The organism is Verrucomicrobiia bacterium, assembly GCA_035765895.1.
Taxonomy (GTDB): Bacteria; Verrucomicrobiota; Verrucomicrobiia; order Limisphaerales; family DSYF01; genus DSYF01.
Map to the genome: position 1 here is coordinate 1 of DASTWL010000026.1, position 23,479 is coordinate 23,479.

The following is a 23,479-nucleotide window of genomic DNA, read 5'->3' on the forward strand; positions in this document are numbered from 1 at the left end:
GGGCCAGCTCCGCCTCATGGGTCGCCGCCACTTTCGCGGCGCCTTGTTGCAGGGCAAGCAACTGCTGCTGGGTGGATTGGAGCGATCCCAGCAGGGCGCCCTGTTGCTGCCAGGCCGCGCGCAGTCTGGCCTCGCGCTGCCACTGCCACACCACCAGGCCAGACAAGCCGAGCGCCAGCAAAAACAGGAGCGAAAGGGCGATGTTTTTCATGGCTGAAGACCGGTGCCAGCCGGCGCGCGCCGGCTGTTTTGGGGAGCAAAATCAAAAATGCCCCGGGGCGCAACGCCCAAATCCGGACGGCGATCCGGTTGCGGCAGATTCAACGGCCCCACCCCGAAGAAAACCGCGTTGAGTCCCGGGCGCGCGCCGCCTATGCTGGCCGCATGAAGGTATTCGTCACCGGTGGCGCCGGCTATATCGGTTCGGTTTGTGTGGAGGAATTGCTCAACAAGGGACACACCGTCACGGTTTATGACGACCTGTCCGAGGGACATCGCTCCGCCGTGGATCCGCGGGCGGCGTTCATTCACGCGCGCCCGAATGAGGCCGGCAACATTGCGGCCGCCGTCGGCTCCGTGCGACCCGATGCCATCCTGCACTTCGCGGCTTACGCGCTGGTCGGCGAATCCATGACGAACCCGGGGAAATATTTCCGGAACAACGTCTATAACGCCCTCCAGCTGGCCGACGCCGCCGTCGAGTTTGGCGTCAAGAAGTTCGTCTTCAGCTCCACCTGCGCCACCTACGGTCCACCGGACCGCGTGCCGATGACGGAGGATTTGCCGCAACGCCCGATCAATCCCTACGGCGAATCAAAGCTGATGTTTGAAAAAATCCTGCTGTGGTATCAGCAGATTCACCGGCTGGAGTTCATTGCATTCCGCTACTTCAACGCCGCCGGCGCGAGCGAAACGTTTGGCGAACACCACCGCATCGAGACACACCTCATCCCGAACGTCCTCAAGGTCGCGCTCGGCCAGGCGAAACAATGCGAAATTTACGGCACGGATTACCCGACGCCGGACGGCACCTGCATTCGCGACTACATCCACGTGCGCGATCTCGCGCAGGCGCACATCCTGGGCCTGGCGCCCGGGAAGGCGGGCTTTTTCAATCTCGGCAACGGCGATGGCTACTCGGTCCGGCAGGTAATTCAGACCTGCGAGAAAATCACCGGCAAACCCATCCCCGCCGTTGAAAAACCCCGGCGACCCGGCGATCCGCCCAGGCTCGTTGCCTCCGCCACCAAGGCGTTCACCGAACTGGGCTGGAAACCGCAGTTTCCGAAAATCGAGGACATCATTGCCACGGCCTGGGCCTGGCATGTGAAGCATCCCAACGGCTATCCGGACTAACCCCCCCCAACGCCATGAGCGCCGAAGCCCACGCCATGAAGCACGTGTTGTTCGTCGATGACGATCAGGTCGTGCTGCGGCTTTACCAACAGGCGCTCTCCCAACGCGGTCTGCGCGTGCAGGCGGCCGCCGACGGACTGGCTGCCATTCAATCGCTCCGCGTCAATCCGCCCGACCTGGTCGTGCTGGATTTGATGATGCCGAAATTCTCCGGCGTGGACGTGCTGAAGTTCATCCGCTCCACGCCCGCCTTGAAGGAACTGCCCGTCATCGTGCTCTCCAACTCCTACATGAGCGAGCTGGCTGAACAGGCGGTGGCCGTCGGCGTCCAGCAGGCCCTGCTGAAAACACGTTGCACGCCAAACCACCTCGCGGGCGTCATCGACGGCCTGCTGGTCAAAAAGCAGCCCGCGCCGGCGCCCGAACCCCCGACACCCCAAAGCGACGCAACGCCCGCGCCGCCAGCCGCCGCAGCCGAGGAGACCAAATCCCCCGAGCTGAACATCCAGGCCGCGCGCCTCAACCTGTTTGCCAACGCGCTCAAGATCCGGGCGGAACTGCATTCGCTCGGGATCGCGTTCGCCCAGGCACAAAACGACACGGAACGCGGCGTCCGCCTCCAGAACCTCTGCCGACGCGTCCATTTCCTCACCGCCTCCGCGGCCCTGGCCGAATGCCACCAGATCGCCCTGCTCACCAGCGCGTTTGAGGCGCTGTTGTTCGAGATGATGCAGCGGCCCGACGTCATCAATGCCTCGGTGCGACGCACGGTGGCGTTCACGGTGGATTTTCTGGGCCTGCTGCTGGAGCGCGCCCAGCACATTGACGTCACAACGCCCGTCACGCCGCAGGTGCTCGTGGTGGATGACGACCCGCTCGCAAACCGCCTGATCAGCGCCGCGCTGGAACGCGGCCGGCTCTCGGCGCGCACCACGGAAAACCCCGCCGCCGGGCTCGAATGGGCGCAGCAAATCCATTTCGACCTCTTCCTGCTCGACGTGGAAATGCCCGACTTGAACGGGTTCGAGCTGTGCAAACAAATCCGCGCCCTTCCGGGCTATGCGCGCACGCCCGTCATCTTCGTGACGAGTCACGCGGATTTTGAACATCGCTCGCAAAGCATTCTCAGCGGCGGCAACGATCTGATTTCCAAACCCGTCCTGCCCATCGAACTGACCGTCAAGGCGATCACGCATCTGCTCCGCAGCAATCTCGAAGCACACAGTGCGACGAGTTGAGAGCAGCGTGCTGGCATTTGCGGTTCAGCCTGACAACGGCGGAGCAATGTGGCACGCACTGCTGGGCGATCGCGCTCGGTTGCCGTCACAATTCCCGCCGGCCAAACCGGAGAAAAAATTCGCATCAGGGCTTGAACCGAAAAATTGGTTCTGTCTTATTTCGGCGAAGTTTTCCACTTTCAAGCCGCGCGTGATGAAGGACTTCCCGGCTGACAAACCCTTCCGAAAGCAGGCATCTGCCCGGCGGATGCAACCCGCCCGTCCAGCAAAGCAGCAGCGCAGCGGATTTGGCGGCCGGTTATGCCATCATGCGCGATTTGAATGTGCCGGCGGACCGCAGCCATTTTTTGGGGCAACCGCGTCGAGCAGTCCGTCGGCAGCGTTTCGGCGAACGGAGGCGTCGTGGATGCTGGTGCCTGCCACCTCTGGGCCACGTTCGCTTTCCAAAACATGAGCACACCCCTTCGCACCCCGGCCTGTTTTGTTGCGGTGACATTGGCCATCGCCGCCTCGTTGACAGGTCTGCGTGCAGCGGACGCCCCGGCGCCCCCGCCCACCAATGCCATCGCAAAGCCAATCGCAATCCCCGGTTTGCAGAATACCTTCCGCGTGAACGACCGGATTGTTTCCGGCTCGCAACCCGACACGGACATTGCGTTCGACGCGCTGAAGCAAATGGGCATCAAGACGATCATCAGCGTGGACGGCAGCAAGCCCGACGTCGCCGGCGCCCACAAGACCGGCCTGCACTATGTCCACCTGCCGTTCGGCTACGACGGCGTGCCCAGCAATCGCGTGGCGGAACTGGCCAAGGTCATTCAAATCGAGCCCGGTCCGTTTTATGTGCATTGCCATCATGGACAGCATCGCGGACCCACGGCCGTGGCGGTGATGTGCGAGGCCGACGCAGGCTGGACGCCGGAGCAGGCCGTGGCCTGGCTGCGCGAAGCCGGCACGTCGGATGATTACCCGGGACTCTACCGTTCCGCGCGCGAATTCCGGCCGCCGACCAAAGCGGAGCTGAACGCGGCGACCAATTTCCCGGAACTCGCGCATAGTTCCTCGCTGGTGGACACGATGGTGGCGATTGACGAGCATTTCTCCTGGCTGAAACAATCCCAAAAGGCGGGGTGGACGACGCCACCAAAACATCCGGATATTTCACCCGACCACGAGGCCACCATGTTGTGGGAACTCCTGCGCGAAGTTCCGCGCGCCACCGATCTCACCGGTCGGCCTCAGGATTTCCGCAAGAAACTGGCCAGTGCCGAAGACGACGCCAACAATTTACGCACCTTGTTAAAAAGGCCGGCCGCCGGCCCAGTCCTCGACGCTGCACTGACCCGCCTTGACCAGTCCTGCGCGGTCTGCCACCGGACTTATCGGAACAAGAAGACTTCGTCCTGAGCGGCGACTTCACGCCAGAAGCCGCTGGACGGGTGGCGGTCCCCCGCACCGGAGCGCGGTTCAGCGGTTCAAAGCGCGGACGTTTCCGGGCAGGCAAGCACGGAGAAACACAAAATCTTGCACGCAAAGGTGGTCCCAAAACTCGAAATCGGAAGACCGGCCGGCGTCGGGCTGCGTTACGAACCGGCCCGCGACCGCAACGCAGAACGCACGTCCGCCCTTCACGTCGGCAAATCCTTGCCCGTCGAAGTCACCGTCAGTTTGCCGTGCTTCACACCCTTCGCGGCGATAAGTTCGTCCGCGATCTTTTTAATCAGCGCCGCCTTGCCCCGCACGATCAGCACTTCCAGACAGTTGTGGTGGTCAAGATGCACATGCAACGTCGAAATGATGAGGTCGTGATGGTCGTGCTGGATGTCCGTGAGCGCCTCCTGGACGTGCTGCTTGTGATGGTCATAGACCAGCGTAATCGTCCCGGCGATTTCCTCCCGGCCGAACTTCTGCCGGTGCTCAACCAGATGGGCGCGAATCATGTCGGCCACGGCCAGCGAACGATTCGTGTAGCCCTTCTCTCCGGCCATCGCGTCCAGTTGTTCGAGCAACGACGGCGGCAGGGAAATGCTCAAGCGCGACACGGATTTCTTCTTCATGCCGCCCATCGTAAAGACCGGCCCAATACAGTCAAACCACGGACTTCATGCTGTCGCGCCACGCCGGTCAGCCCGGCCGGCCATTTTACGCGGCATCCGCGTTCCCATCATCGGCCACGGGTGGAATGCCACCACAACCTGCTGTTGCCTGTGGCGGCTGCCTGATATTACCCTGTCTTGGCTTCGTAATAACACCGAAGCAGCGACGCCGGCAGACCGGTTTGAAGCATGCACATTCCCGATGGATTCCTGGACGGCAAAACGGTGGCGGTCACGGCGACGCTCGCCGCCGTCGGCGTTGGCCTCGCGTTAAGCCGCGTCCGCCGCACCCTGCCGCAACGGAAGATTCCCCTGCTCGGACTGTCCGCGGCCTTTCTGTTTGCGGCCCAGATGCTGAACTTTCCCGTTCTGGCAGGCACCTCGGGGCATCTCATCGGCGGCGTGCTCGTCGCCGCGTTGCTCGGTCCGGGCGCCGCGGTGGTGGTTGTGACCACGGTGCTCATCGTGCAATGCTTTTTGTTTCAAGATGGAGGCGTGCTGGCCCTCGGCGCCAACGTGCTGAACATGGCGCTCGTCGGCGCGGGCGGCGGCTGGGCGGTCCATCGCGTCGTGAGCGGACTCCTGCCCGGCGAGCGCGGACGCGTGGCGGCAGTGGCCTTTGCGGGCTGGCTGTCCACCGTGCTGGCCGCGATGACCTGCGCTGGCGAACTCGCGTGGTCCGGCCGGGTGCACTGGAAAACCGCCTTCACCGCGATGGCAGGCATTCATCTGCTGATTGGTCTGGGTGAAGGGCTGATCAGCGCGCTGGTGTTTGCCGCCATCCAACGCACACGGCCCGAAATCCTGGACGCCGGGAACACCACGGACGGCAACCAGCGCTGGGGCGAATTCGTGCGCTATGGATTCCTGGCGGCGCTCGGGCTGGCGCTGTTCGTCGCGCCGTTCGCCTGTCCGTGGCCCGACGGGCTGGAGACTGTGGCGGCCAAGCTGGGACTTGCCCCGGTCACAACGGAACCGCAACTGCCCGCGCTGGCACCGGACTACGCCTTTCCGGGCGTTCACTCGGCGCCGGTGGCCACCGCGCTTGCCGGCGCGGTGGGTTCCGTGATTGTCTTTGCGCTGGCACTGCTGCTGGCGCGCGTTCTGGTTCCAAAACGAACGGAAATCGCACCCGCCCCGCGCCATCAATCATGAGACTCCTGACGCACCAGCACGGGCATCCGCACAGCCCGGTTCACCGGCTGCCCGCCGAAATCAAGCTGGGCACCGGGCTGGTGCTGATCACGCTCACGGTGCTGCTGCCGCCGGGGGTGGCCTGGCTTCTGTTCACCGCGGGGCTGCTGGCGTTGACGATTGGCTTGAGCCGCCTTTCCCCGTGGTTTTTGGTGAAACGGCTGCTGCTCCTCGCCCCGTTCGTTTTGGGCGTCGTGGTGGTCAATGCGTTCCAACCCGCCTACCGCGCGCACTGGCCGCTGCTCCTCCTGCGCAGCGGGCTTTGCCTGCTCACGGTCATCGTCGTGTCGAATACGACGCCGTTCAGCGAAGTGCTGCGCGTGCTGCGGCGCCTGCGCGTGCCCGCGCTGCTGATCACCACCATCGCGCTGATGCATCGCTACCTGTTTGTGCTCAGCGAAGAGGCCGAACGCATGCGCCGCGCCCGGGCCAGCCGCACCTTCACGCGCCGCCGTAGCTGGCAATGGCCCGCGCTGGCGTCGGTGGCGGGACAGTTGTTCATCCGCGCGTCGGAACGCGCCGAGCGCATCTACGCCGCCATGTGTGCCCGGGGAATGAAATGACCAATCCTCCTCCCGTCATCGAACTGCGGAACCTTCGCTACCGTTACCACGACGGCACGGAAGCATTGCGCAGCGTGAGCTTCGCCATTGCCGCCGGCGAATGCGTCGGCTTGCTGGGACCGAACGGCTCGGGCAAATCCACGCTGCTGCTGCACCTCAACGGCATTTTGCCGGATGACCGGAATGCGGACGGCGCCGTGCGCATCAACGGCGAGGCCGTCACGCGCGCGAACCTCGAAGCCATCCGCCGCCAGGTGGGCCTGGTGTTTCAGGATCCGGACGACCAGTTGTTCTGCCCCACCGTGAACGAGGATGTCGCCTTTGGCCCGCAGCAACTCGGATTGCCGGCGGCGGAAGTCAGCCGGCGCGTAGCCACGGCCTTGCAGCAAGTCGGACTGCCGGACTTTGGGCAGCGCGCCACGCATCATCTGAGTCATGGTGAAAAACGCCGCGTCTGCCTGGCCGGCGTGCTCGCCTGCGAACCCAGCATCCTCGTGTTCGACGAACCCACCAGCGACCTCGACCCGCGCGGGCGGCGGGAATTCAAGGCGTTGATGCGCACGCTGCCCGGCACCAAGCTCATCGCCACGCACGATCTGGAAATGGTGGTCGAACTCTGTCCGCGCAGCATCGTGCTGGACGGCGGCAACGTGGTGGCTGATGGAAAAACGCACGAGCTGTTGAGCAACGAACTGTTGATGCTCGCGCACGGCCTCGAGAAACCGCACATCCTCGCGCACCGGCATCCGCATTGATGCCAGCCCCGCAGCGCATCAACCGCCAATGGCCGTCATTGGCCGGCAGGGCTTGAACTGGTTGCGGAAGGAGTGCTCCAACGGCTTGCGCGCCAGCGCGGCCACCAGCACGTCGCGGACGGCCTCATCGGACTGCGCGTGCCGCAGCGTTTCGCGCAGGTCCAGTTCACCGTGGTCGCCGAGGCAGGGACGCACTTTTCCGTCGGCGGTCAGCCGCATTTTGTTGCACGTCTCGCAGAAATGAAGATTCGTCATGGCGCCGATGAAGCCGACCAGCGCGCCGGTGTGGCGCAGCTGGTAATACTTGGCCGGCCCCCAGCCGATCTGCACAGACGGCTGCGCGATCAACTCGTCGCGCTGCGCCAGCAATTCCATCGCCTCGGACACGGGAAAGAAATTCTGATCCGTCAGCACGTCGGTCGTCGTCACCGGCATGAGTTCGATGAGCCGCAACGGCAATCCGTGCTCGGCGGCGAACTGGACCAGCGGCCAGAGTTCCGGCTCGTTCACGCCCCGCATGAGGACGGTGTTCAACTTCACGCGCTCAAAGCCCGCCGCCACGGCCGCGCGAATGCCCGCGACGACATCCGCCACCGCCCCGCCCGTGACCCGGTGATAAATCCCCGCGTCGAGTGCATCGAGGCTCACGTTGACCGTGCGCAATCCCGCCTCGCGCAAGGGCTGCGCCAGCGCGGCCAGTTTGGTGCCATTCGTGGACAGGCCGACGCAGGCGACGCCCGGAATCTGCGAGATGGCCCGGACAATTTCCAGCAGGTCGCGGCGCACGAGCGGTTCGCCGCCGGTCAGCCGGAATTTGCGGAAGCCCAGGCCCGCCGCCACCCGCGCCACGCGGACGATTTCGGCGGCGGTGAGATGATCCGGCTTCTGCTCCCAGCCTTTGTAGCCCTGCGGCATGCAGGAAAGGCAGCGCTCGTTGCACCGGTCGGTGACCGAGATGCGGAGGTAGTCAACAATGCGGCCGAAAGCGTCCATGGTTTTACTGCTGTTGTTGCTCTTGCTGCTGGTGCGGGTCGTCGCCGCGCAAATGTGCCACACCTTCGCGGATCGCGGGAGCGAGAATTTCAAGGCACTCCGCCACCGCCGTCGGCTTCCCCGGCAGATTGACGATGAGCGAACGCCCGCGCGTGCCGGCGGTGGCGCGTGAAAGAATGGCAGTTTTCACCTTCGCCAGCGATTGCATGCGCATCGCCTCGCCGAAGCCGGGCAGTTCCTTCTCCAACACGGCCCGCGTCGCTTCGGGAGTCACATCCCGGACGGAAACGCCGGTCCCGCCCGTGGTCACGATGAGATCACAGCGCTGCTGATCCGCCAGTTCGCACAGCTTCGCCGAGATTTGCGCCTGCTCATCCGGCACGATGACCGCCACAAATGTGGTGGTGCCGCCAAAGACCGCCCGCAACATCCGCTCGATCTCCGGTCCGCTGCGGTCCTCATAAACGCCCGCGCTGGCGCGGTCGCTGATGGTGATGCGGCCGATCTTCATAAACAGACGTGAAGCTCACGCAGCGGGCGCCAAGGTCGCAAAGTGGATTCACTACGGATAGCGAAGGCCCGCAATCGGTGCGGCATTGTGGCCCGGGCGTTCTTTGCGTGAGACATTTTCATCCCTCCTTCACCTTTTCAATCACGCGCACCGCCTCGATGCGCATCGTTTTGTCCACGGCTTTGCACATGTCGTAGAGCGTCAGGGCCGCCACGCTCACGCCGGTCAGCGCCTCCATTTCCACGCCGGTCTGCGCGCTGGTCTCGGCGACGCAGGTGATTTCAACCGCCGCCGGCCGCACGCGAAAGCTCACTTCGACGTGGTTCAAGCCCAGCGGATGGCACAGCGGAATCAACTCTGCCGTCCGCTTGGCCGCCTGGATGCCGGCGATCTGCGCCACCGTCAGCACGTCGCCCTTCGGCAGCGCCGCGCGACGCAAGGCGCGAATCGTCGCCGCCTGACAAACGAGCCGGCCGGCCGCAACGGCCCGGCGCCGTTGCACGGGCTTCGCGCCCACGTTCACCATGCGCGCTTCGCCCTGCGGATTGAGATGCGAAAATGTTTTCGTTCGTTTCATGCGGGTGCGGGTTCTTCAGAAGTCTGCCGGCAGAAAATCAACACGGGTGCCCGCGGCCAGACGTTCGGTATGCGCGGGCACGCGCAGCAGGGCGTTCGCCCTCGCCAAGGAAGTGACATCGCCAGAACTCGCCCACGCAAGCGGCCGGACTTGGGCCGCATCGCCGTGCCCCTCCCAGCGGGCGGGCCAGAGGGTTTCACGCGGGCTCGCGGCATCGTCCAGCGGCGTGCCCAGCATTGCCGACTGGAACGGCGCCGGCGATTCTCCCGTCAACCGACCCAGCGCCGCCGCCACGAACGCGTGGAAGCAAACGAAGTGCGAGAGCGGATTGCCCGGCAGCCCGAACGCCACCCGCGCGGCATTGACACCAAAGATCAGCGGCTTGCCCGGACGCAGGTTCACCTGGCTGAAAACAATTTCAAACCCAAGCCACTCCAGCAGCGGCCGCGTAAAGTCCTTGTCCCCGACGCTCGCCCCGCCGGAAACCAAAATCACCGACGCCGATTCTACGGCGCTCCGGCGCGCGTTGATGTCGGCCTGGGCAGCGGCAAAATTCTCGCGCAGGTGGGCGTGCTCGACAACGCATGGCCAGCGCTGCAACAGGCCGCGGATCAAAAAGGAATTGCTGTCGCGAATCTGGCCCGGTTGCGGCATCTGCGCGGGCGGAACAATCTCGTCGCCCGTCGTAAAGTGCAGGACACGCAACCGCGGGCTGACCGGCGGCGCCGCGCAACCGGCGGTGGCCAGCAGCGCAAGCGCGCCGCCGTTCAACCGGGTTCCCGGCGCCAGCAGCGCTTCGCCGCGCCGCACTTCTTCGCCACGGCGGCGCACATTGGCCGAGTCGTCGCGTGCCAGCATGCGAATGTGGTCGCCCAAGCGTTCGACATCTTCCTGCATCAGCACGCGGAGTCCTTCGCAGGGAAGCGAAGCCCCGGTCGCCACACGGACGGCCTCGCCGGGAGGCAGTTGACGCGGCTTCCAATCAGCGGCGTGCAACGTGTCCACCACCCGAAAGGATTCAGCCGGATCATCGGCCCGCACGGCATAACCGTCGCGGGTGGATTTATCAACCGCTGGCCAATCTTCCGCCGCGCAAACCGTCTCGCGCAACACCCGGCCGCACGCATCGGCCAGCGCCACGCGTTCGGCGGGCAGCGTCGGACAGCGCGATTCGACCAGGGCTCGCGCATCCTCGAGCGACAACAGCGCCGGCCGCCGGCCCGACGAACTGGCCGCGGCTGGCCGGCTGACGTCGGGTCGAGCCTCAGCACCCCGGCCACCGCGTTTCCAAATCGGCACGTCCTGTTTGAGCCGGTCCATGAACGCCGCCAGCAGGGCGAACGCCCCGGCCCGATGTCGCCCCGCGACGCCCACGTAGATGGCGGTTTCGCCGACGGGAATCTCCCCGACGCGATGAATCACCTTCACCGCCAAGCAAGGATGCCGTTCCGCCAGCTCGGTCAACAGGCGCCGCATTTCACGCACGGCCATTTCCGGATAAGCCTCATAGTCGAGCGCTGTGATGGGGGCGCCATTCTCCTCGCCACGGACGACACCCCGAAATTCCACCCACGCGCCGGTGGCGCCCGCCGGTCCGGTGACGGGCAGCGTCTCCGGGATGCGTTGCGGCGTGAGTTGAACGTCAATATGCATGGCCACGCGAGTTCAGCCGCCGGACACAGGCGGGATCAGGGCAACTTCATCGCCATCGGCAAAACGGGCGTCCGGCCCGACGTATTCCGAGTTTTTCGCGAACCGCACGATGCGGCGGTGGGTGGCGAGCGCAGGATATTTTTCCAGCAGCGCGCCCCACAGTGCCTCGCTCGTCAGGGGCGCGGGCGCCGCGAGTTCCGTGCTCGCGCAACCGGTCGCGTCCTTGAGTTGGGCGAAAAAAAGTATGCGCATGGGGCTCCTGACTAGCAATTGTCTCCCCGCGACACAAGATGGATGGCAGGCGCCTTGATGAGGGCCACCACCGGCGCGCCGGGGTGCAAGTTCAATTCCGCGCACGCCGCCCGCGTCACCAGCGCGAACAGCGAAAACCCTGCGTCGAGTTCCACGCGCACGAGCGGTCCTTCCGTCCGCAGGCCCACCACGCGGGCGGGCAGCCGGTTGCGCACGCTGCTGGTCACGGCGGCGGCGCGTTGCAGCACGACGTCCTCCCCGCGAACGCACACAAATACGCGACTCGTCGCGGCGTCCGGCGCGAGGGCGGTCAGCGTGGCGCCACCGACCACGACGCTGGCCATGCCATCCTGAACGTGCCGGACGACTCCGGGCTGGAGGGTTTCCACGCCCACAATGCGCGCCACGTCGGCCGAGCCGGGCCGGTTGAACACGTCCAACACCGGGCCGGTTTGCACGATCCGGCCGTTCAGCAATACCACCACTTCATCGGCCAGCGCGATGGCTTCCATCCGGTCGTGCGTGACGCACAGCATGGGAATGCGGAACTCATCGCGCAGCCGCACCAGAAATGGCAGGAGCTTCGCCTTCAACGGAGCGTCCAGGCTGGCCAGCGGCTCATCGAGGAGCAACCAACGTGGCGCCGCGAGCAACGCGCGGGCCAGCGCCACCCGCTGCTTTTCGCCGCCGGAAAGATCTGTCACCGCCCGCCCGACGAGCGCTTGAATCTCGAGAACCTCAACAACGTGTTCGAAGCTGAAGCGCGCATCGACGCTGCCGCTGCGGCGCAGCCCGTAGAGCAGGTTTTGCCGGACGGAGAGGTGCGGAAACAGCGCGAGGTCCTGAGGCACGTAGCCGATGCCGCGGGCGCGCGTCGGCACGAAAACGCCGCGCGCCGTGTCCGTCAGCACCTGCGCCCCCAGTTGAATGAAGGCCCGGCGCGCGGGGCGCAGTCCCAGAATCAGTTCGAGCAGCGACGTTTTGCCCGCGCCCGACGGGCCAAAGACGGCGGTGACGGGACCGTTGACCACCGCGTTCACGTTGAGCGCAAAGCCGGCAAGCGACAGTTCGACGTTGTCGAGGCGCAGGCTCACGGCGATTTCCTCCGGCGCCGCAACGTCAGTTCGCTGCCCCAGACGGCGAGGAAGGCCAGCACCACGGACACGCCCAGCAGCCGGAACGCGTGGGCATCCTGGCCCAGTTGCACGTCTTGAAAAATGGTCAGCGAAAGCGTGGCCGTCTGGCCGGGAATGTTGCCCGCCACCATGATGGTGGCACCGAATTCGCCCAGCGCCCGCGCAAACGCCAGCAGCATCCCGGCGACGATGCCCCGCAATGCCAGCGGCAGGGTGATGGTGAAGAGCACCCGCCATCCGCCCGCGCCCAACGTGCGGGCGATTTGTTCAAAGCGCGGATTCACTTCTTCAAACGCCACCCGTGCCGAACGGACCAGCAGCGGCAGCGACATCACACTCAACGCCAGCAGCACGGCACGCCACGTAAAGACGATGTCGCAATTGAAGTGGTCGTGCAAAACACCGCCCAGCGGGCCGCGCCGGCCAAAGAGCTTCAGCAGCACCAGGCCCGTCGCCACCGGCGGCAGCACGAGCGGCAGCGAGACCAGCGTTTCGACGACGGATTTGCCCGGCCAGTCCCGCCGCGCCAGCAACCAGGCGAGCGCGAGACCAATGGGCAGAATCAGCACCGTGCTGAGCGCGGACACCCAGGCCGTGAACCAGACAATTTGCCATTCTTCAGCGGTCATTCGCGCACGATGAAGCCAAATCGCGTGAAAACCCGCGCCGCTTCAGCGGAGGCGAGATGCTGCAAAAATTTCCGCGCCGCGGCGGCGTGTTTGGCTTCCTTCACGAGCGCGACTGGATAAGCGATCCGGGGGGCATCCCGGGTCGGAACCGCATAGGCGATTTTCACTTTCTTGGAAATGCCCGCGTCGGTTTTGAACACGACGCCCGCCTCGACGTTGCCGGATTCCACGGCGGCGAGGGCGGCCCGCACGTTTTCCGTGGGCACCACTTTGGGCTGGATCAAGGGCCACAGCCCCGTCTTCGTCAACCACGCCCGGCCGTAAACGCCGGCTGGAACCACCTTGGGATCGGCGAACGCAATTTTCCGCACGGCCGCATTCGTGAGGTCCGCGGCGGACTGGATGAGCAACGTGCTGTCGGCGGGAATCACGACGACGATGGCGTTGCCGAGGTGGCTTTTGCGCGTGGCCAGGTCAATCAGGCCCCGCTTTGCGAGCCCATCCATCTGGGCTTCGTCGGCGGAGAAGAAAATGTCAGCGGGCGCGCCTTCCGCAATCTGCCGGGCGAGCGTGCTGGACGCGCCAAAGTTGAAGATGATTTTGTCGTCGGAAGTTTTTTCGTAATCTGCGGCCACCACCTTGAGCGCATCGGTCAGGCTCGCGGCGGCGAAAACAGTGACGTCCGCGGCCACGGCCTGGTTCCACAAGCCGACGGTCAAGGCGACGATCAAAAGCGGCATCAATCGTTTTTTCATCATGCTTCCGCGGCGTCAAAAGTTGAAACTGACCTGCGCGTAAAACCAGTCGGCATCCACCACGCCGCCGTTGGCCGGGACGGCGTCGAGCGATTGCCGGAGGTAATCGCCGGCGAAGAAATGGCCGTAGCCCAGACGCACCGTGTTCCACGACGCGGGCTTCCAGTCGGCCAGCACATCCAGCTCCTGACCGACGAACGAATCAAAACCGGGATGACGTCCGTAACCGTTGCCGCTGCGGCCCGCGCCGCTTTCCGGGTAGAGATAATCCGCCGTTTCCACCAGCCAGAAGCCGAGCCACGCCAGGGAGAGCGTCAGACCCTTCACCGGCTTCAAGGAAGTTTCCACCCGCGGAATGTGCAGGTTGCGGAGCCCCAGCAAATCCATGTTGCCGTAGAGCCGGTGGTTGGTGCCGAAGAGCAGTTCCACCGTGTTGTTCTCGCCGTCGGTTGGATTGCCGTCGCCGGAGCCGAAGTCGTAGCCGACGCCGACGCGCGGCGCGCCGGAGACGTCCTTCCACGTGTGGCCGCCCGCCACGTTGACCGCAAAAGCCCGTTGGCGCAGGCGCGCGCCGCCTTGGTTGATGCTGCCGAACTGGCCCGCCGCTTCGAGCGTGTAATCCCAAGCGCCCAGCCGGCCGGGCAGCGAAGCCCAGCGCGTGCCCACCGTGTAGATGTCGCGCGGCCCCGGCCCGCCGAGGCCGGGCGCCAGGGCGTCGGGCGAACCGGCACCCACGTTCCGCGCGAGGAAATAGAATTCGGTGACCTGCCATGGGACCAGTTTTCGCGTCGCCGCGTAGCTGCCGCTGAACCAGTCGTAATCGTTGGCGACATTGAAGTAATCGTCCCGCGGCAGCACCGGCCTCCCGGCAAAGGCGTCGACCCAGAACGCGTCATTCTCAAAGCGCAGCCGGGCCGCATCGAACGAGCGCTGGAGGTTGCTCCAGTCTGCATTGCCGATCCACCGCTGGTCGCCGTAGATCAATTCCTGCCGCCCGAGCTGGAGGACGAGCGGGAATTGCTCCGGCCGGCCCAGCCGCAGCCAGGCCTGATGCAGATCGAACGTGTCCGTTTCGTTCACCAATCGCGCATCGCTGACCGCGTGCGCGTCACGTCCCTCAACAAATGCACTGACCCAGTCCGTCGGCGTCCAGCCCAGATGCGCCTTCGTGCGAAACAGGAAATAATCGTTGCTGTTGTCGAGATCGCGGGCGAAGTCGCGATTGGGAAACGAACCGGCCTTCGCCTTTGCCTCGTAACGCACGCGAAACTCGCCGCCCAAATCCCAGGCCGCAAAGTCCGGTGATTGGGTGCGCAGCCAGTCGTTGACCAGGCCGGCGTCCGCCGTGCGAGCGGTCGGTTGGGCAACGGCGCTCATCGCATCTGCCCCGGCCCGCGTCGCCACAAGCGACAGCGCAAGGCACGCGCCGGCCAGGAAAGGTTGCGCCCTGAGAGAAGGGTGTTTCACGGACACCCACTTCACCCGGGCCGTCCTATTTTGTCAAATATAACGGCATCCCGGGCCATGAAATTTTCCGCGCACCCGCCTGAAAAATCCGCGGGCTCAACGCCGCAGCAGCCGTTGCAGCGCGGTCCAGCCCGGCTGAACCGCCGCCCGCGCGTCCGCCTCCATTTGTTGATACCGCTTCAGCACCTCCCGCCCGGTGCCGGTCAGTTCCGCACCGCCGCGTCGATGGCCGCCGCGCAGCGCCCGGACGAGCGGCTCCTTGAAGCAGGCATTCATCGTCTGCACCAGCGACCAGGCGCGCATGTAGGACATGCCGAGGCGCGCCGCCGCCTCGGCGATCGAGCCCGTCTCGGCAATGCGCGCCAGCAATTCGGCCTTCCCCGGGCCGAAGGCAATGTCCTCGCCGCACACAATGCGGAGGCGCGGATGCAACGCGGCGGCCGCGGTTCCCTTTCGTTTCACGCGGGCAGGCATAAGTCGGCGGGGGAATTCCAGTTGGCAAAGCAGCCCGCGAATGCAGGTGCCATGTCAACCCACACGGCCCGCCCGGACGCGACACAGCGGCCGGCAAAGGGGCGTGCGCCCAGGACTCCGGGAGAAGCGGGCGGATTGGCGGCGGAAATCTCCGGCAACAGGTCACGCGCCGTTTTCGGATAGAATGCCGCCAGCGGTTCGACCTGTCCGTTGACGCGGGGAATCGCGCCCGTCGTTTCCGTGCACTCCCCGAACAGCCGCCGCAAGCAATCCTCCGTCATGTGCGGCATGTCCACGGCGAGCACCAACAACAGCGGCGCCAACGCGGCCTCCAGCGCCGCGGCCAGCCCGCCAAGCGGGCCCGCACCTGGCCATTCGTCCCGGACCACCGGACAACCAAACTGCGCATAATCCCCGGCGGCGCGCCCGGAGATGATGATTTCCCGCGCGCCAATGGCCCGCATCAACTGGATCTGCCGGGCCAGCAATGTTTGCCCGTGAAGCTCCAGCCAGGCCTTGTCGCGGCCCATGCGTGACGATTGTCCGCCAGCGAGGATGACGGCACTGAAGTTCATGCTGATGGTTTCACGCCAAAGATGCCAAAGCAGGCAAGCCTTCACGAATCAACGCGCAACACGCCGTTCGTGAGGATGCGCGCCCGCAAGCCACCGCGCCCGCGCAGGGCGACCTCCGCGCCCGGCGCAATGGCTTCGTTCATCCAATAACACGGAGTGCATTCCGCCACGCCCTCGAACTCAACGCCCTGAATGGCAAACCGCTGCCCGATGAGCGTGTTCAAATCCACGCCGCGCGTGATGAGGTTGCGCCGCGTGACGCCAGGCGACCGGCCGGCGACCCCAAGCCGGCCGCAAATCTCGTCGAACACTTCGCCCGCGAAGAGGGTAATTTGTCCCTTGTAATTGTCCTTGAAACCGAAGAAGCGGTCGCCGACGAGTCCCTGCCCCGCGACGCATTCCACGGCGGCCACCTCAATGGTCGGGTGGTTGCCCGGCGGCTGTTCGTGGTGGCCAAAGAAATTATGGCCCGGCGAAATGAAGAGCCGCTCGACTTTGATGTCCACTGACACAGGCATCGAATTGACTGTAACGGGCCGCCGGCCGCGCGGCAACTGCCGGGTCAGCAAGCCGCCCCGAACAGCTCCTGCAACCGGCCTACATCATGGCGCGCGGTGAATTGCTGGAATGTTTCGTGCCCCTGCCGGTGTTGGAGATACGTGCGCAGCATGCGTTCCAGCGTGGCGGGCAGTTCCGCGGCCACCACGCCGGCGAACACCTGCCGGCCCACGGCTTGGTGCCGGCCAAAGCCGCCGCCAACGAAAATGTGATACGCATCAAAGCTTTCGCCGCTGATTTTCGTCCGGGTGCCGAGGCAGCCGATGTCGCCCATGTAATGCTGCGCGCAGGAATTCGGGCAGCCGGTGATGTGAATGTTCACGGGCTGATCCAGTTCGATGCGCTTTTCCAGTTGCCGGATGACTTCCAGCGCGTGCCCCTTGGTGTTGGCCTGCGCGAATTTGCAATAACTGTTGCCCGTGCAGGCAATCACGCCGCTCGCCAGGTTTGATTGCTTGATGGCGAACCCCGCCTTTTCCAGGGCGCGTTTCAACGTCGGCACAAAGGCGTCAGGCACGTTTGGAATGATGAAGTTCTGCCAGACCGTCAGGCGGATTTCCCCGCTGCCGTAGCTTTCGGCCAGTTCGGCCAGCCGCAGCATTTGCTTCGGTGTGATCTGCCCCACCGGGCACGTGGCGCCGACGTAATTCAGCCCGCGCTGCCTTTGCGGATAATCACCGACATGCGAGTGCGGCAATTCCTGACTCGCCCAGCGGAGTTGGGCCGGGTCGCACGGGGCGCGCCGCAATTTCACGCCAAGCTTCTGCTCGACGAGGGCGAGGTATTCGCCGAGCGACGTCGTTTCGAGCAGGTGCTTCAGCCGGGCCTTCTTGCGGTTCGTCCGGCAGCCCTTCTCGATGAACACCCGCACAATCGCGACGACAACCTTGTTGATTTCCGCGGGCGGAACCACGACGCCCAGATCGCGGGCAAACGCCTTGTGACCGGTGGCGCCGCCCAGCGCGATGCGGAACACGACTTCGTCGCCCTGCTTCACCGCCTTCACGCCGATGTCGTTTGTGTCCTCCACCGCACCGATCAGTCCGCCGCCGTCGTAGGCGATGTTGAACTTGCGCGGCAGGTCGTAGAACGACCGGTCGTTGATGATGAGTTGTGCCAGCTGCTGCACGAGCGGGTTCACGTCAATCAACTCCACGGGGTCAATGCCCGCGGTGGAATTCATCGTCAGGTTGCGAATGTTGTCCGCTCCCGAACCCCGGGTGTGCAGCCCGATGGCCTGCACGCGGCCGAGAAATGCCGGGGCATCCTTGGGCTGGATGAGCCGCATCTGAAGGTTGGCGCGCGTCGTGATCTGCACATACCCCGAGGTCAATTCTTGCGCAATGTGGGCCAGCTCGCGGAGCTGATACGTCTTCACCACGCCGCCGGGAATGCGCAGGCGCGCCATGAACGCGTCCTTCACCGGCGTCAGGAAAAACAGCCCGTTCCACTTGAAGCGGAAGGTGTCCTCCTTGTCGGGCGCCTGGCCGCCCAAAGCGTTCTGGACGATTTGCTCATAGGCATCAAGCGGATGCAATTCCCGCTTCACCCGCTCCTCGAAGATGAGGTCCTCCCTGGGCGCCGGCGCTGGCGCGACGTCGCTGAAGCGTTGACCGCGCGCGGCAACACCGGCGAAGAGGCCGGTCAAATATTCCCTCTGCTCGGCGGTGAAACCGGCGGCGACGATGGGTTCGGGCAGGGTCACATTACTCATTGGCAAAATCGTTTCTCATGCAAAGACGCCAAGGCCGCAAAGGATTCATCGGGCTTTGCGTCCTTTGCACCCGTGGCGCGAGGCATGATCGGTTCAATACACATCGCGCTGATAGCGTTTGTCGGACTTCAGCTTGGCCACGTAGGACCTGGCCTCGTCGGCGCTCTTGCCGCCGTGCTTCTCGATGAGGGTGTGCAGCGCGGCGTCCACGTCCCTGGCCATTCGTGAGGCGTCACCGCAAACGTAGAAGTGCGCGCCGGTCTCGAGCCAAGCCCACAGCTCAGCGCCGTTTTCGAGCATCCGGTTCTGGACGTAAATCTTCCCGGCCTGATCGCGTGAGAACGCGAGGTTCAGGCGCGTGAGGAAGCCGTCCTTCTGCCAGGCGATCAGTTGTTCCTCGTAGAGAAAGTCCGCGGCGCGCGTCTGGTCGCCGAAGAAGAGCCAGTTCCTTCCTTTCGCGCCGGTGACCTGCCGTTCTTCGAGAAATGCGCGGAACGGCGCAATGCCGGTGCCGGGACCGACCATGATCATCGGCGTGTCGCCGTTGGCGGGCGGCTTGAATCCGTGCGAGGGCTGCACGAAGACCTTCACGTAGTTCGTATCACCGACGCGATCGGCAAGAAATGTGGAGGCGACGCCTTTGCGTTCGCGGCCGTGGCTTTCGTAGCGCACGGCGCTGACGGTCAGATGCACCTCGCCTGGATGCGCCTTGGGCGAGGACGAGATGCTGTAAAGGCGCGGCGCGAGCTTCTTCAACAGCTTCACAAATTCGGTCGCGGGCATTGGCCCGGGCAACAGATGCAGCAAATCAATCACGTGCCGGCCCCAGAGCCATTGCTTCAAGTCGCCGTGCTTCTCGGGCGCGAGCAACGCGGCGAGTTCGCTTCCCGGCGCGGCTTTCGCAACGGCGGCGAGCAATTCCTGTGAAGGCCTGTTGATGTCGAGCTGTTGCGTGAGCGCTTCGCCGAGCGAAACGATATTGTCGCCAAGCCTCACGTTGTCGTCCGGTTTCGCCTTCAGCGCTTTGAGCACGTCATCCACGAGTTCATGACAATTCACCGGCACGACGCCGAGCGCGTCGCCGGCTTCATAGGTGAGGCCGCTGCCGTGGAGGCCGATTTCGTAGTGGCGCACTTCCTTGCTCGAACCGGCTTGGCTGAGCAGAACGTTTTTGAGCAGCGTGGCGGGGAAGGGATTGGATTTGCCGTATTGTGGGACAGGCAGCTTGCCTGTCTCGGGGGCCGAGGGTGTGGCGTGAGGCTTGCCGTTTGTGGGCGTCCCACCGGACAGGCTGGAAGCCTGTCCCACTACCAGTTTGTCCCACAGCCGGTCCATCCATGCCGCAGCGGCGGCTTCGTAATCCACGTCGCATTCGCCGCGCGGGGCGAGCCGTTTGGCACCCAAGGCTTCGAGGCGGGCGTCGAACTTCTTCGAGGCGCCGCAAAAGTCTGAATAATTTCGGTCGCCCAGACCGAGCACGGCGAAATGCAGATTCTCCAGGCGTGGCGTGGCATCGGCACTCAACCAACTCCAGAAGTTGGCCGCGTTGTCCGGCGGTTCACCGTCACCCCACGTGCTCGAAATGATCACCGCCTTGCCACCGGCGGCAAGGTTGGCCTGTTCGTGCTCATTCAACGCCAGCACCCGGGGCGCGAAGCCGCGCTGCTCCGCTTCCTTGGCGAACTTCTTGGCGAGGCCCTCGGCCGTGCCGGTTTGCGAGCCGAAGAGAATGGCCAGCGGCTCGGCCGGTTTGGCGGACGAGCCGTTGGACGACGGCCGCGGCGCGCCGGCGGGATTGGCGTCCGAGAACAGTCCGGCGAGGAAGCCGTTGAGCCACGCGCGCTGTTCGGGCGTGAACGGGGCGTTTTCGGGAATGTAGGGAACATGCGTCATGGCAAAACGGGAAACATCCAACCACGAATTGCCGGGCACGCTGGCACGACAACCTTGGGTGTTCGGTGTTCGCAGTTGGTCGTCGAATGGTTCATTGGATTTTCTCCAGCCGCACGGCGCAGTGCTTGTAACTCGGCTGGCGCGAGTGCGGATCAAACTCCGGCCGGGTCAGTTGATTGGCGATTTCGTAGTGCATCGGCAGAAAGACCTGGCCCGGCGGCACCGTTGGCGTGACAAACACCGTGCAGACGACGCGCGCCCGGCGCGAAATGACGGCCGCGGAGGAATGCGGGGCAATCCGCAGCCGGGCGGCGTCGTCAGGATGCACTTCGACGTAGGCGTTCGCGGGATACAACGCGCGCAGCACGGCGGATTTGCCCGTGCGCGAATTGGTGTGCCATTGCGCGCTGGTGCCGCGGCCCGTCAGCAGCACAAACGGAAATGCGTCGTCCGTCGGCTCGGCCACTGGACGCGGCGGGTCGAAGATGAAGCGGGCCCTGCCATCGGCGTGATGGAACCGGCCGTCGGCGAAGAGGCGACGCTCGTTGCACGCGGCATGCGGAGCGCGGGGCGCGGGATGCCCGTTCGCCGCTGAACCGTCGTTCGGCCCGCCGCACGCCGCGCTCTGCATTTCTGGAAACGGCCATTGAATCCCGCCGCACTCGTCGAGGTGTTGATAGTCACGGATGCCCGTAATGTCGCAGGGCTGTCCGGCGGAAAGGCGCTTCAAAATTTGAAACACGGCCTCCGGCGAATTCCACGCCGCGAACCACGCGCCGCAACCCCAGTAGTGCGCCACAAGCCGGAAGATGTTGAAGTCGCTCAACGCCACCCCCGGCGCCCGGCGCACTCGTTTGGTCAAACCAATACGCCGTTCGCTGTTGATGAATGTGCCCTCCTTTTCTCCCCAGCCGGCCGCGGGCAGGAGCAAATCCGCGTGCCGCGCGGTTTCACCGGTCGTGAACATGTCCTGCACGACGAGAAAATCGAGGCGGGCAAGTGCCTGGTTGAAAGAATGAACGGCGGAGCCCGCCTGGCCCCGCCCAATCCACGAATGCGCCGGGTTGGTCGCAATCACCCACAGCGCCTTGATGCGGCCGGCGGCGATGCGCTCCACGATTTCATCGTAAGCGAGCGAGTTCTGCGCGGGAATGCGTTCGACCGGGAGGCCGAGCAGTTCCGCGACATTTGCCCGGTGTTCGGGCTTTAGAAAATCCCGGCCAGCAAACAGGCTTGTGACGTTGGAATAAAGCCGCGAACCCATCGCGTTGCACTGTCCCGTGATGCTGTTGGCGCCGGTGCCGGGCCGGCCAATGTTGCCGGTCATCAGCGCCAGATTGATGAGCGCCTGCGCCGTGCGGGTGGCCTCGTGGCTTTGATTGACGCCCATCGTCCACCAGAACGACACCGCCTTGCCCCGATGAATGGCTGCCGCGAAGCGGTCGAGCTGGTTCGGCGTCAATCCGGTCTCGGCCGCAACCCGGTCCGGCGGGAACGCCCGGAGGAATTCCGCGAAGGCGGCAAATCCCGTGGTGCTGCGTTCAATAAACGCGCGGTCCACCCAGCCGCGTTGCACGAGCAGGTTCGCGATGCCGTAAAACAGCGTCAAATCGGACTTGGGCTTGAGTGCAAGATGCTGCGTGGCATTCATCACCGTCTCGGTCCGGCGCGGGTCCACGACGATGATCTCGGGGCGGTTCGGGTTCCGCAGCACGCGCTGCCACATGATGGGATGCGCGATGCACGGGTTGGCGCCGACGATGACCAGCACGTCGGATGCCTCAAAGTCCGCGTAGGTGAACGGCGGTGCGTCGAACCCGAAGCTTTGCTTGTAAGCGACGTGCGCCGTGGCCATGCATTGACGCGTGTTGGAGTCGCAATGAATCGCGCCCACGCCGAACTTCCATAGTGCGCCGAGCAGCGCCATTTCCTCGGTGCAAATCTGGCCCGTGCTCAGAAATGCCACGCTCTCCGGCCCGTGCTCGGCCATGATGGCCTTGAACTTCACAACGAAGCGATGCATGGCGGCGTCCCACGAAACCGCCTTCCACGAACCGTCGGGCTGCCGGACCTGCGGCGCCGTGGCGCGATCCGGCGCGTCCAGACAGGTGAGCGCCTCCCAGCCTTTGGGACAGGCCATGCCGAGGTTCACGGGATAATCGGCGGTGGGCGAAAGGTTCACCGCCGCGCCGTCCTTGAGATGCACATCGAGCGAACAGCCGGTGGAACAGAAGCCGCAGGTGGAGCGGGTGGTAAGGTCGGGCTTTAAACGCGCCGGCACCTTGCCAAGGCCGAAATCGCCCGGGTGCAGAATCAAATCCTGCGTGAGCGGGCCATCCCATTGGCGAAGCAGGGAATTCGCCGCCGTGAGCCGGCCGGCCTTCCGGGGCGCTGGCTTTTTGACGATGCTTTTCACGAAGCGATGGCCCCCGGCATTTTGCGCGGCGCGACCGCGGTGAAGAACAGATAGCGCTCCAGCAATTCGCCCAGAACGCAGAGGGTGAACGCGCTGACGGCCAGCGCGACGCCGGGCATCACCCGGCACAGCGCGGGCAGCAGCACGCCGCCAATCAACCCGCAGGCAAAACGCAAACGGGCGAAAAGCCCCAGTTCACCGTCAAGCAGTCGCGCCGTCCTGCTCAGCGGTTCCTGTCCCAGCGTGTTGTCGTCGCGCAACCACTGGAAAATGCGCCGCTCGAACACGAGCTTCCCGGCCGCGGCAAGCATGACCAGCGGCACCACGGCAGTTGCGTGCGCCAGAGCCCAGGCGCCCGCCGCACCCAACAAAACAACCGTCCCAAAGAATTTTGTGCCGCTTTGCGCCGCACTCCAAAATTCGCGCCGGGTATCCGCATAGATCATCACGGAGCAAAACACGCCCAGCAGTCCGACGAGTGCCGCGGCGGACGCCAGGACGGGGCGCCAGGTCGGGAGAATGTTCAGCCCGGCGCAGGCGGCGGTCATCGCCGCCAGGAGCACGTAAACACCAAAGACAATGACTTCGCGGCTGAACCAGGACGTCCGCCACCCGAGGAACGCACGCCAGGCCTTCATGGGCTGGCCGAGATGCAGCGTGCCCACGCCCAACGC

The 23,479-nt window shown here is 64.7% G+C and carries 25 protein-coding genes; 7 read left to right on the forward strand and 18 right to left on the reverse strand.

Annotated elements, in window-relative coordinates:
- On the reverse strand, positions 1-211 hold a 211-nt coding region (locus VFV96_05575), incomplete at its 3' end, for a hypothetical protein (GenBank protein HEU5069870.1).
- Positions 212-384: 173 nt separating this feature from the next.
- On the opposite strand from VFV96_05575, the gene galE reads away from it, so the two are divergent.
- The 4 genes from galE to VFV96_05595 are packed head-to-tail and all read left to right on the forward strand — an operon-like array spanning position 385 to position 4,001.
- Positions 385-1,356, forward strand: coding sequence for a UDP-glucose 4-epimerase GalE (gene galE / locus VFV96_05580; protein ID HEU5069871.1), 972 nt, complete (start codon positions 385-387; stop codon positions 1,354-1,356).
- Positions 1,357-1,370: 14 nt separating this feature from the next.
- Entirely contained in the window at positions 1,371-2,594 is a 1,224-nt protein-coding gene (locus VFV96_05585) for a response regulator (protein HEU5069872.1), read from the forward strand.
- A 46-nt stretch (positions 2,595-2,640) separates the two neighbouring features.
- Complete coding sequence (locus tag VFV96_05590; GenBank protein HEU5069873.1) at positions 2,641-3,048, forward strand: hypothetical protein; 408 nt, start codon at positions 2,641-2,643, stop codon at positions 3,046-3,048.
- Positions 3,045-4,001, forward strand: coding sequence for a hypothetical protein (locus VFV96_05595; protein ID HEU5069874.1), 957 nt, complete (start codon positions 3,045-3,047; stop codon positions 3,999-4,001). Before VFV96_05590 ends, VFV96_05595 begins: the two co-directional genes overlap by 4 nt.
- Positions 4,002-4,222: 221 nt before the next feature.
- Here the strand turns inward: VFV96_05595 and nikR are convergent, their stop codons facing one another.
- Positions 4,223-4,651, reverse strand: coding sequence for a nickel-responsive transcriptional regulator NikR (nikR, locus tag VFV96_05600; GenBank protein ID HEU5069875.1), 429 nt, complete (start codon positions 4,649-4,651; stop codon positions 4,223-4,225).
- A gap of 228 nt (positions 4,652-4,879) precedes the next feature.
- On the opposite strand from nikR, the gene VFV96_05605 reads away from it, so the two are divergent.
- From VFV96_05605 to VFV96_05615, 3 genes are read left to right on the forward strand one after another with little or no spacing between them, the layout of a single operon-like run.
- A complete protein-coding gene (locus VFV96_05605; GenBank protein ID HEU5069876.1) occupies positions 4,880-5,845 on the forward strand; it encodes an energy-coupling factor ABC transporter permease in 966 nt (321 codons plus the stop codon).
- Entirely contained in the window at positions 5,842-6,447 is a 606-nt protein-coding gene (cbiQ, locus tag VFV96_05610) for a cobalt ECF transporter T component CbiQ (protein HEU5069877.1), read from the forward strand. Before VFV96_05605 ends, cbiQ begins: the two co-directional genes overlap by 4 nt.
- Positions 6,444-7,202 carry an ABC transporter ATP-binding protein gene (locus VFV96_05615; protein ID HEU5069878.1) on the forward strand — a complete coding sequence of 253 codons (759 nt, stop codon included), beginning with the start codon at positions 6,444-6,446 and terminating at the stop codon, positions 7,200-7,202. The genes cbiQ and VFV96_05615 overlap by 4 nt, the downstream gene beginning before the upstream one ends.
- 18 nt (positions 7,203-7,220) lie before the next feature.
- Here the strand turns inward: VFV96_05615 and moaA are convergent, their stop codons facing one another.
- From moaA to VFV96_05695, 16 genes are all read right to left on the reverse strand, one after another.
- A complete protein-coding gene (gene moaA, locus VFV96_05620; GenBank protein ID HEU5069879.1) occupies positions 7,221-8,195 on the reverse strand; it encodes a GTP 3',8-cyclase MoaA in 975 nt (324 codons plus the stop codon).
- Between the two features lie 4 nt (positions 8,196-8,199).
- On the reverse strand, positions 8,200-8,706 hold the full coding sequence (mog, locus tag VFV96_05625) for a molybdopterin adenylyltransferase (protein HEU5069880.1): 507 nt from the start codon (positions 8,704-8,706) through the stop codon (positions 8,200-8,202).
- Between the two features lie 118 nt (positions 8,707-8,824).
- Positions 8,825-9,283 (reverse strand): cyclic pyranopterin monophosphate synthase MoaC, encoded by a 459-nt coding sequence (gene moaC, locus VFV96_05630; GenBank protein HEU5069881.1) that lies wholly within the window; start codon positions 9,281-9,283, stop codon positions 8,825-8,827.
- Positions 9,284-9,298: 15 nt separating this feature from the next.
- A complete protein-coding gene (locus VFV96_05635; protein ID HEU5069882.1) occupies positions 9,299-10,936 on the reverse strand; it encodes a molybdenum cofactor biosynthesis protein MoaE in 1,638 nt (545 codons plus the stop codon).
- A 12-nt stretch (positions 10,937-10,948) separates the two neighbouring features.
- Positions 10,949-11,188, reverse strand: a complete 240-nt coding sequence (gene moaD, locus VFV96_05640; GenBank protein HEU5069883.1) for a molybdopterin converting factor subunit 1 — start codon at positions 11,186-11,188, stop codon at positions 10,949-10,951.
- 11 nt (positions 11,189-11,199) lie between these two features.
- Positions 11,200-12,282: a molybdenum ABC transporter ATP-binding protein gene (modC, locus tag VFV96_05645; GenBank protein ID HEU5069884.1), complete on the reverse strand. Its 1,083-nt coding sequence runs from the start codon at positions 12,280-12,282 to the stop codon at positions 11,200-11,202.
- Positions 12,279-12,953, reverse strand: coding sequence for a molybdate ABC transporter permease subunit (gene modB / locus VFV96_05650; protein HEU5069885.1), 675 nt, complete (start codon positions 12,951-12,953; stop codon positions 12,279-12,281). The genes modC and modB overlap by 4 nt, the downstream gene beginning before the upstream one ends.
- On the reverse strand, positions 12,950-13,711 hold the full coding sequence (gene modA / locus VFV96_05655; protein HEU5069886.1) for a molybdate ABC transporter substrate-binding protein: 762 nt from the start codon (positions 13,709-13,711) through the stop codon (positions 12,950-12,952). Before modA ends, modB begins: the two co-directional genes overlap by 4 nt.
- Before the next feature lie 12 nt (positions 13,712-13,723).
- Positions 13,724-15,175 (reverse strand): alginate export family protein, encoded by a 1,452-nt coding sequence (locus tag VFV96_05660; protein HEU5069887.1) that lies wholly within the window; start codon positions 15,173-15,175, stop codon positions 13,724-13,726.
- 96 nt (positions 15,176-15,271) lie between these two features.
- Positions 15,272-15,637 (reverse strand): LysR family transcriptional regulator, encoded by a 366-nt coding sequence (locus VFV96_05665; GenBank protein ID HEU5069888.1) that lies wholly within the window; start codon positions 15,635-15,637, stop codon positions 15,272-15,274.
- Positions 15,634-16,224, reverse strand: a complete 591-nt coding sequence (locus VFV96_05670) for a molybdenum cofactor guanylyltransferase (GenBank protein HEU5069889.1) — start codon at positions 16,222-16,224, stop codon at positions 15,634-15,636. Before VFV96_05670 ends, VFV96_05665 begins: the two co-directional genes overlap by 4 nt.
- A gap of 41 nt (positions 16,225-16,265) precedes the next feature.
- The gene (locus VFV96_05675; protein HEU5069890.1) at positions 16,266-16,742 is read right to left on the reverse strand and encodes an MOSC domain-containing protein; all 477 of its coding nucleotides are present in this window, start codon (positions 16,740-16,742) and stop codon (positions 16,266-16,268) included.
- Between the two features lie 44 nt (positions 16,743-16,786).
- On the reverse strand, positions 16,787-18,496 hold the full coding sequence (locus VFV96_05680) for a NirA family protein (GenBank protein HEU5069891.1): 1,710 nt from the start codon (positions 18,494-18,496) through the stop codon (positions 16,787-16,789).
- A gap of 93 nt (positions 18,497-18,589) precedes the next feature.
- A complete protein-coding gene (locus tag VFV96_05685; GenBank protein ID HEU5069892.1) occupies positions 18,590-20,389 on the reverse strand; it encodes a sulfite reductase subunit alpha in 1,800 nt (599 codons plus the stop codon).
- A gap of 91 nt (positions 20,390-20,480) precedes the next feature.
- A complete protein-coding gene (locus VFV96_05690) occupies positions 20,481-22,796 on the reverse strand; it encodes a nitrate reductase (GenBank protein ID HEU5069893.1) in 2,316 nt (771 codons plus the stop codon).
- Positions 22,797-22,801: 5 nt separating this feature from the next.
- On the reverse strand, positions 22,802-23,479 hold a 678-nt coding region (locus VFV96_05695), incomplete at its 5' end, for a DmsC/YnfH family molybdoenzyme membrane anchor subunit (GenBank protein ID HEU5069894.1).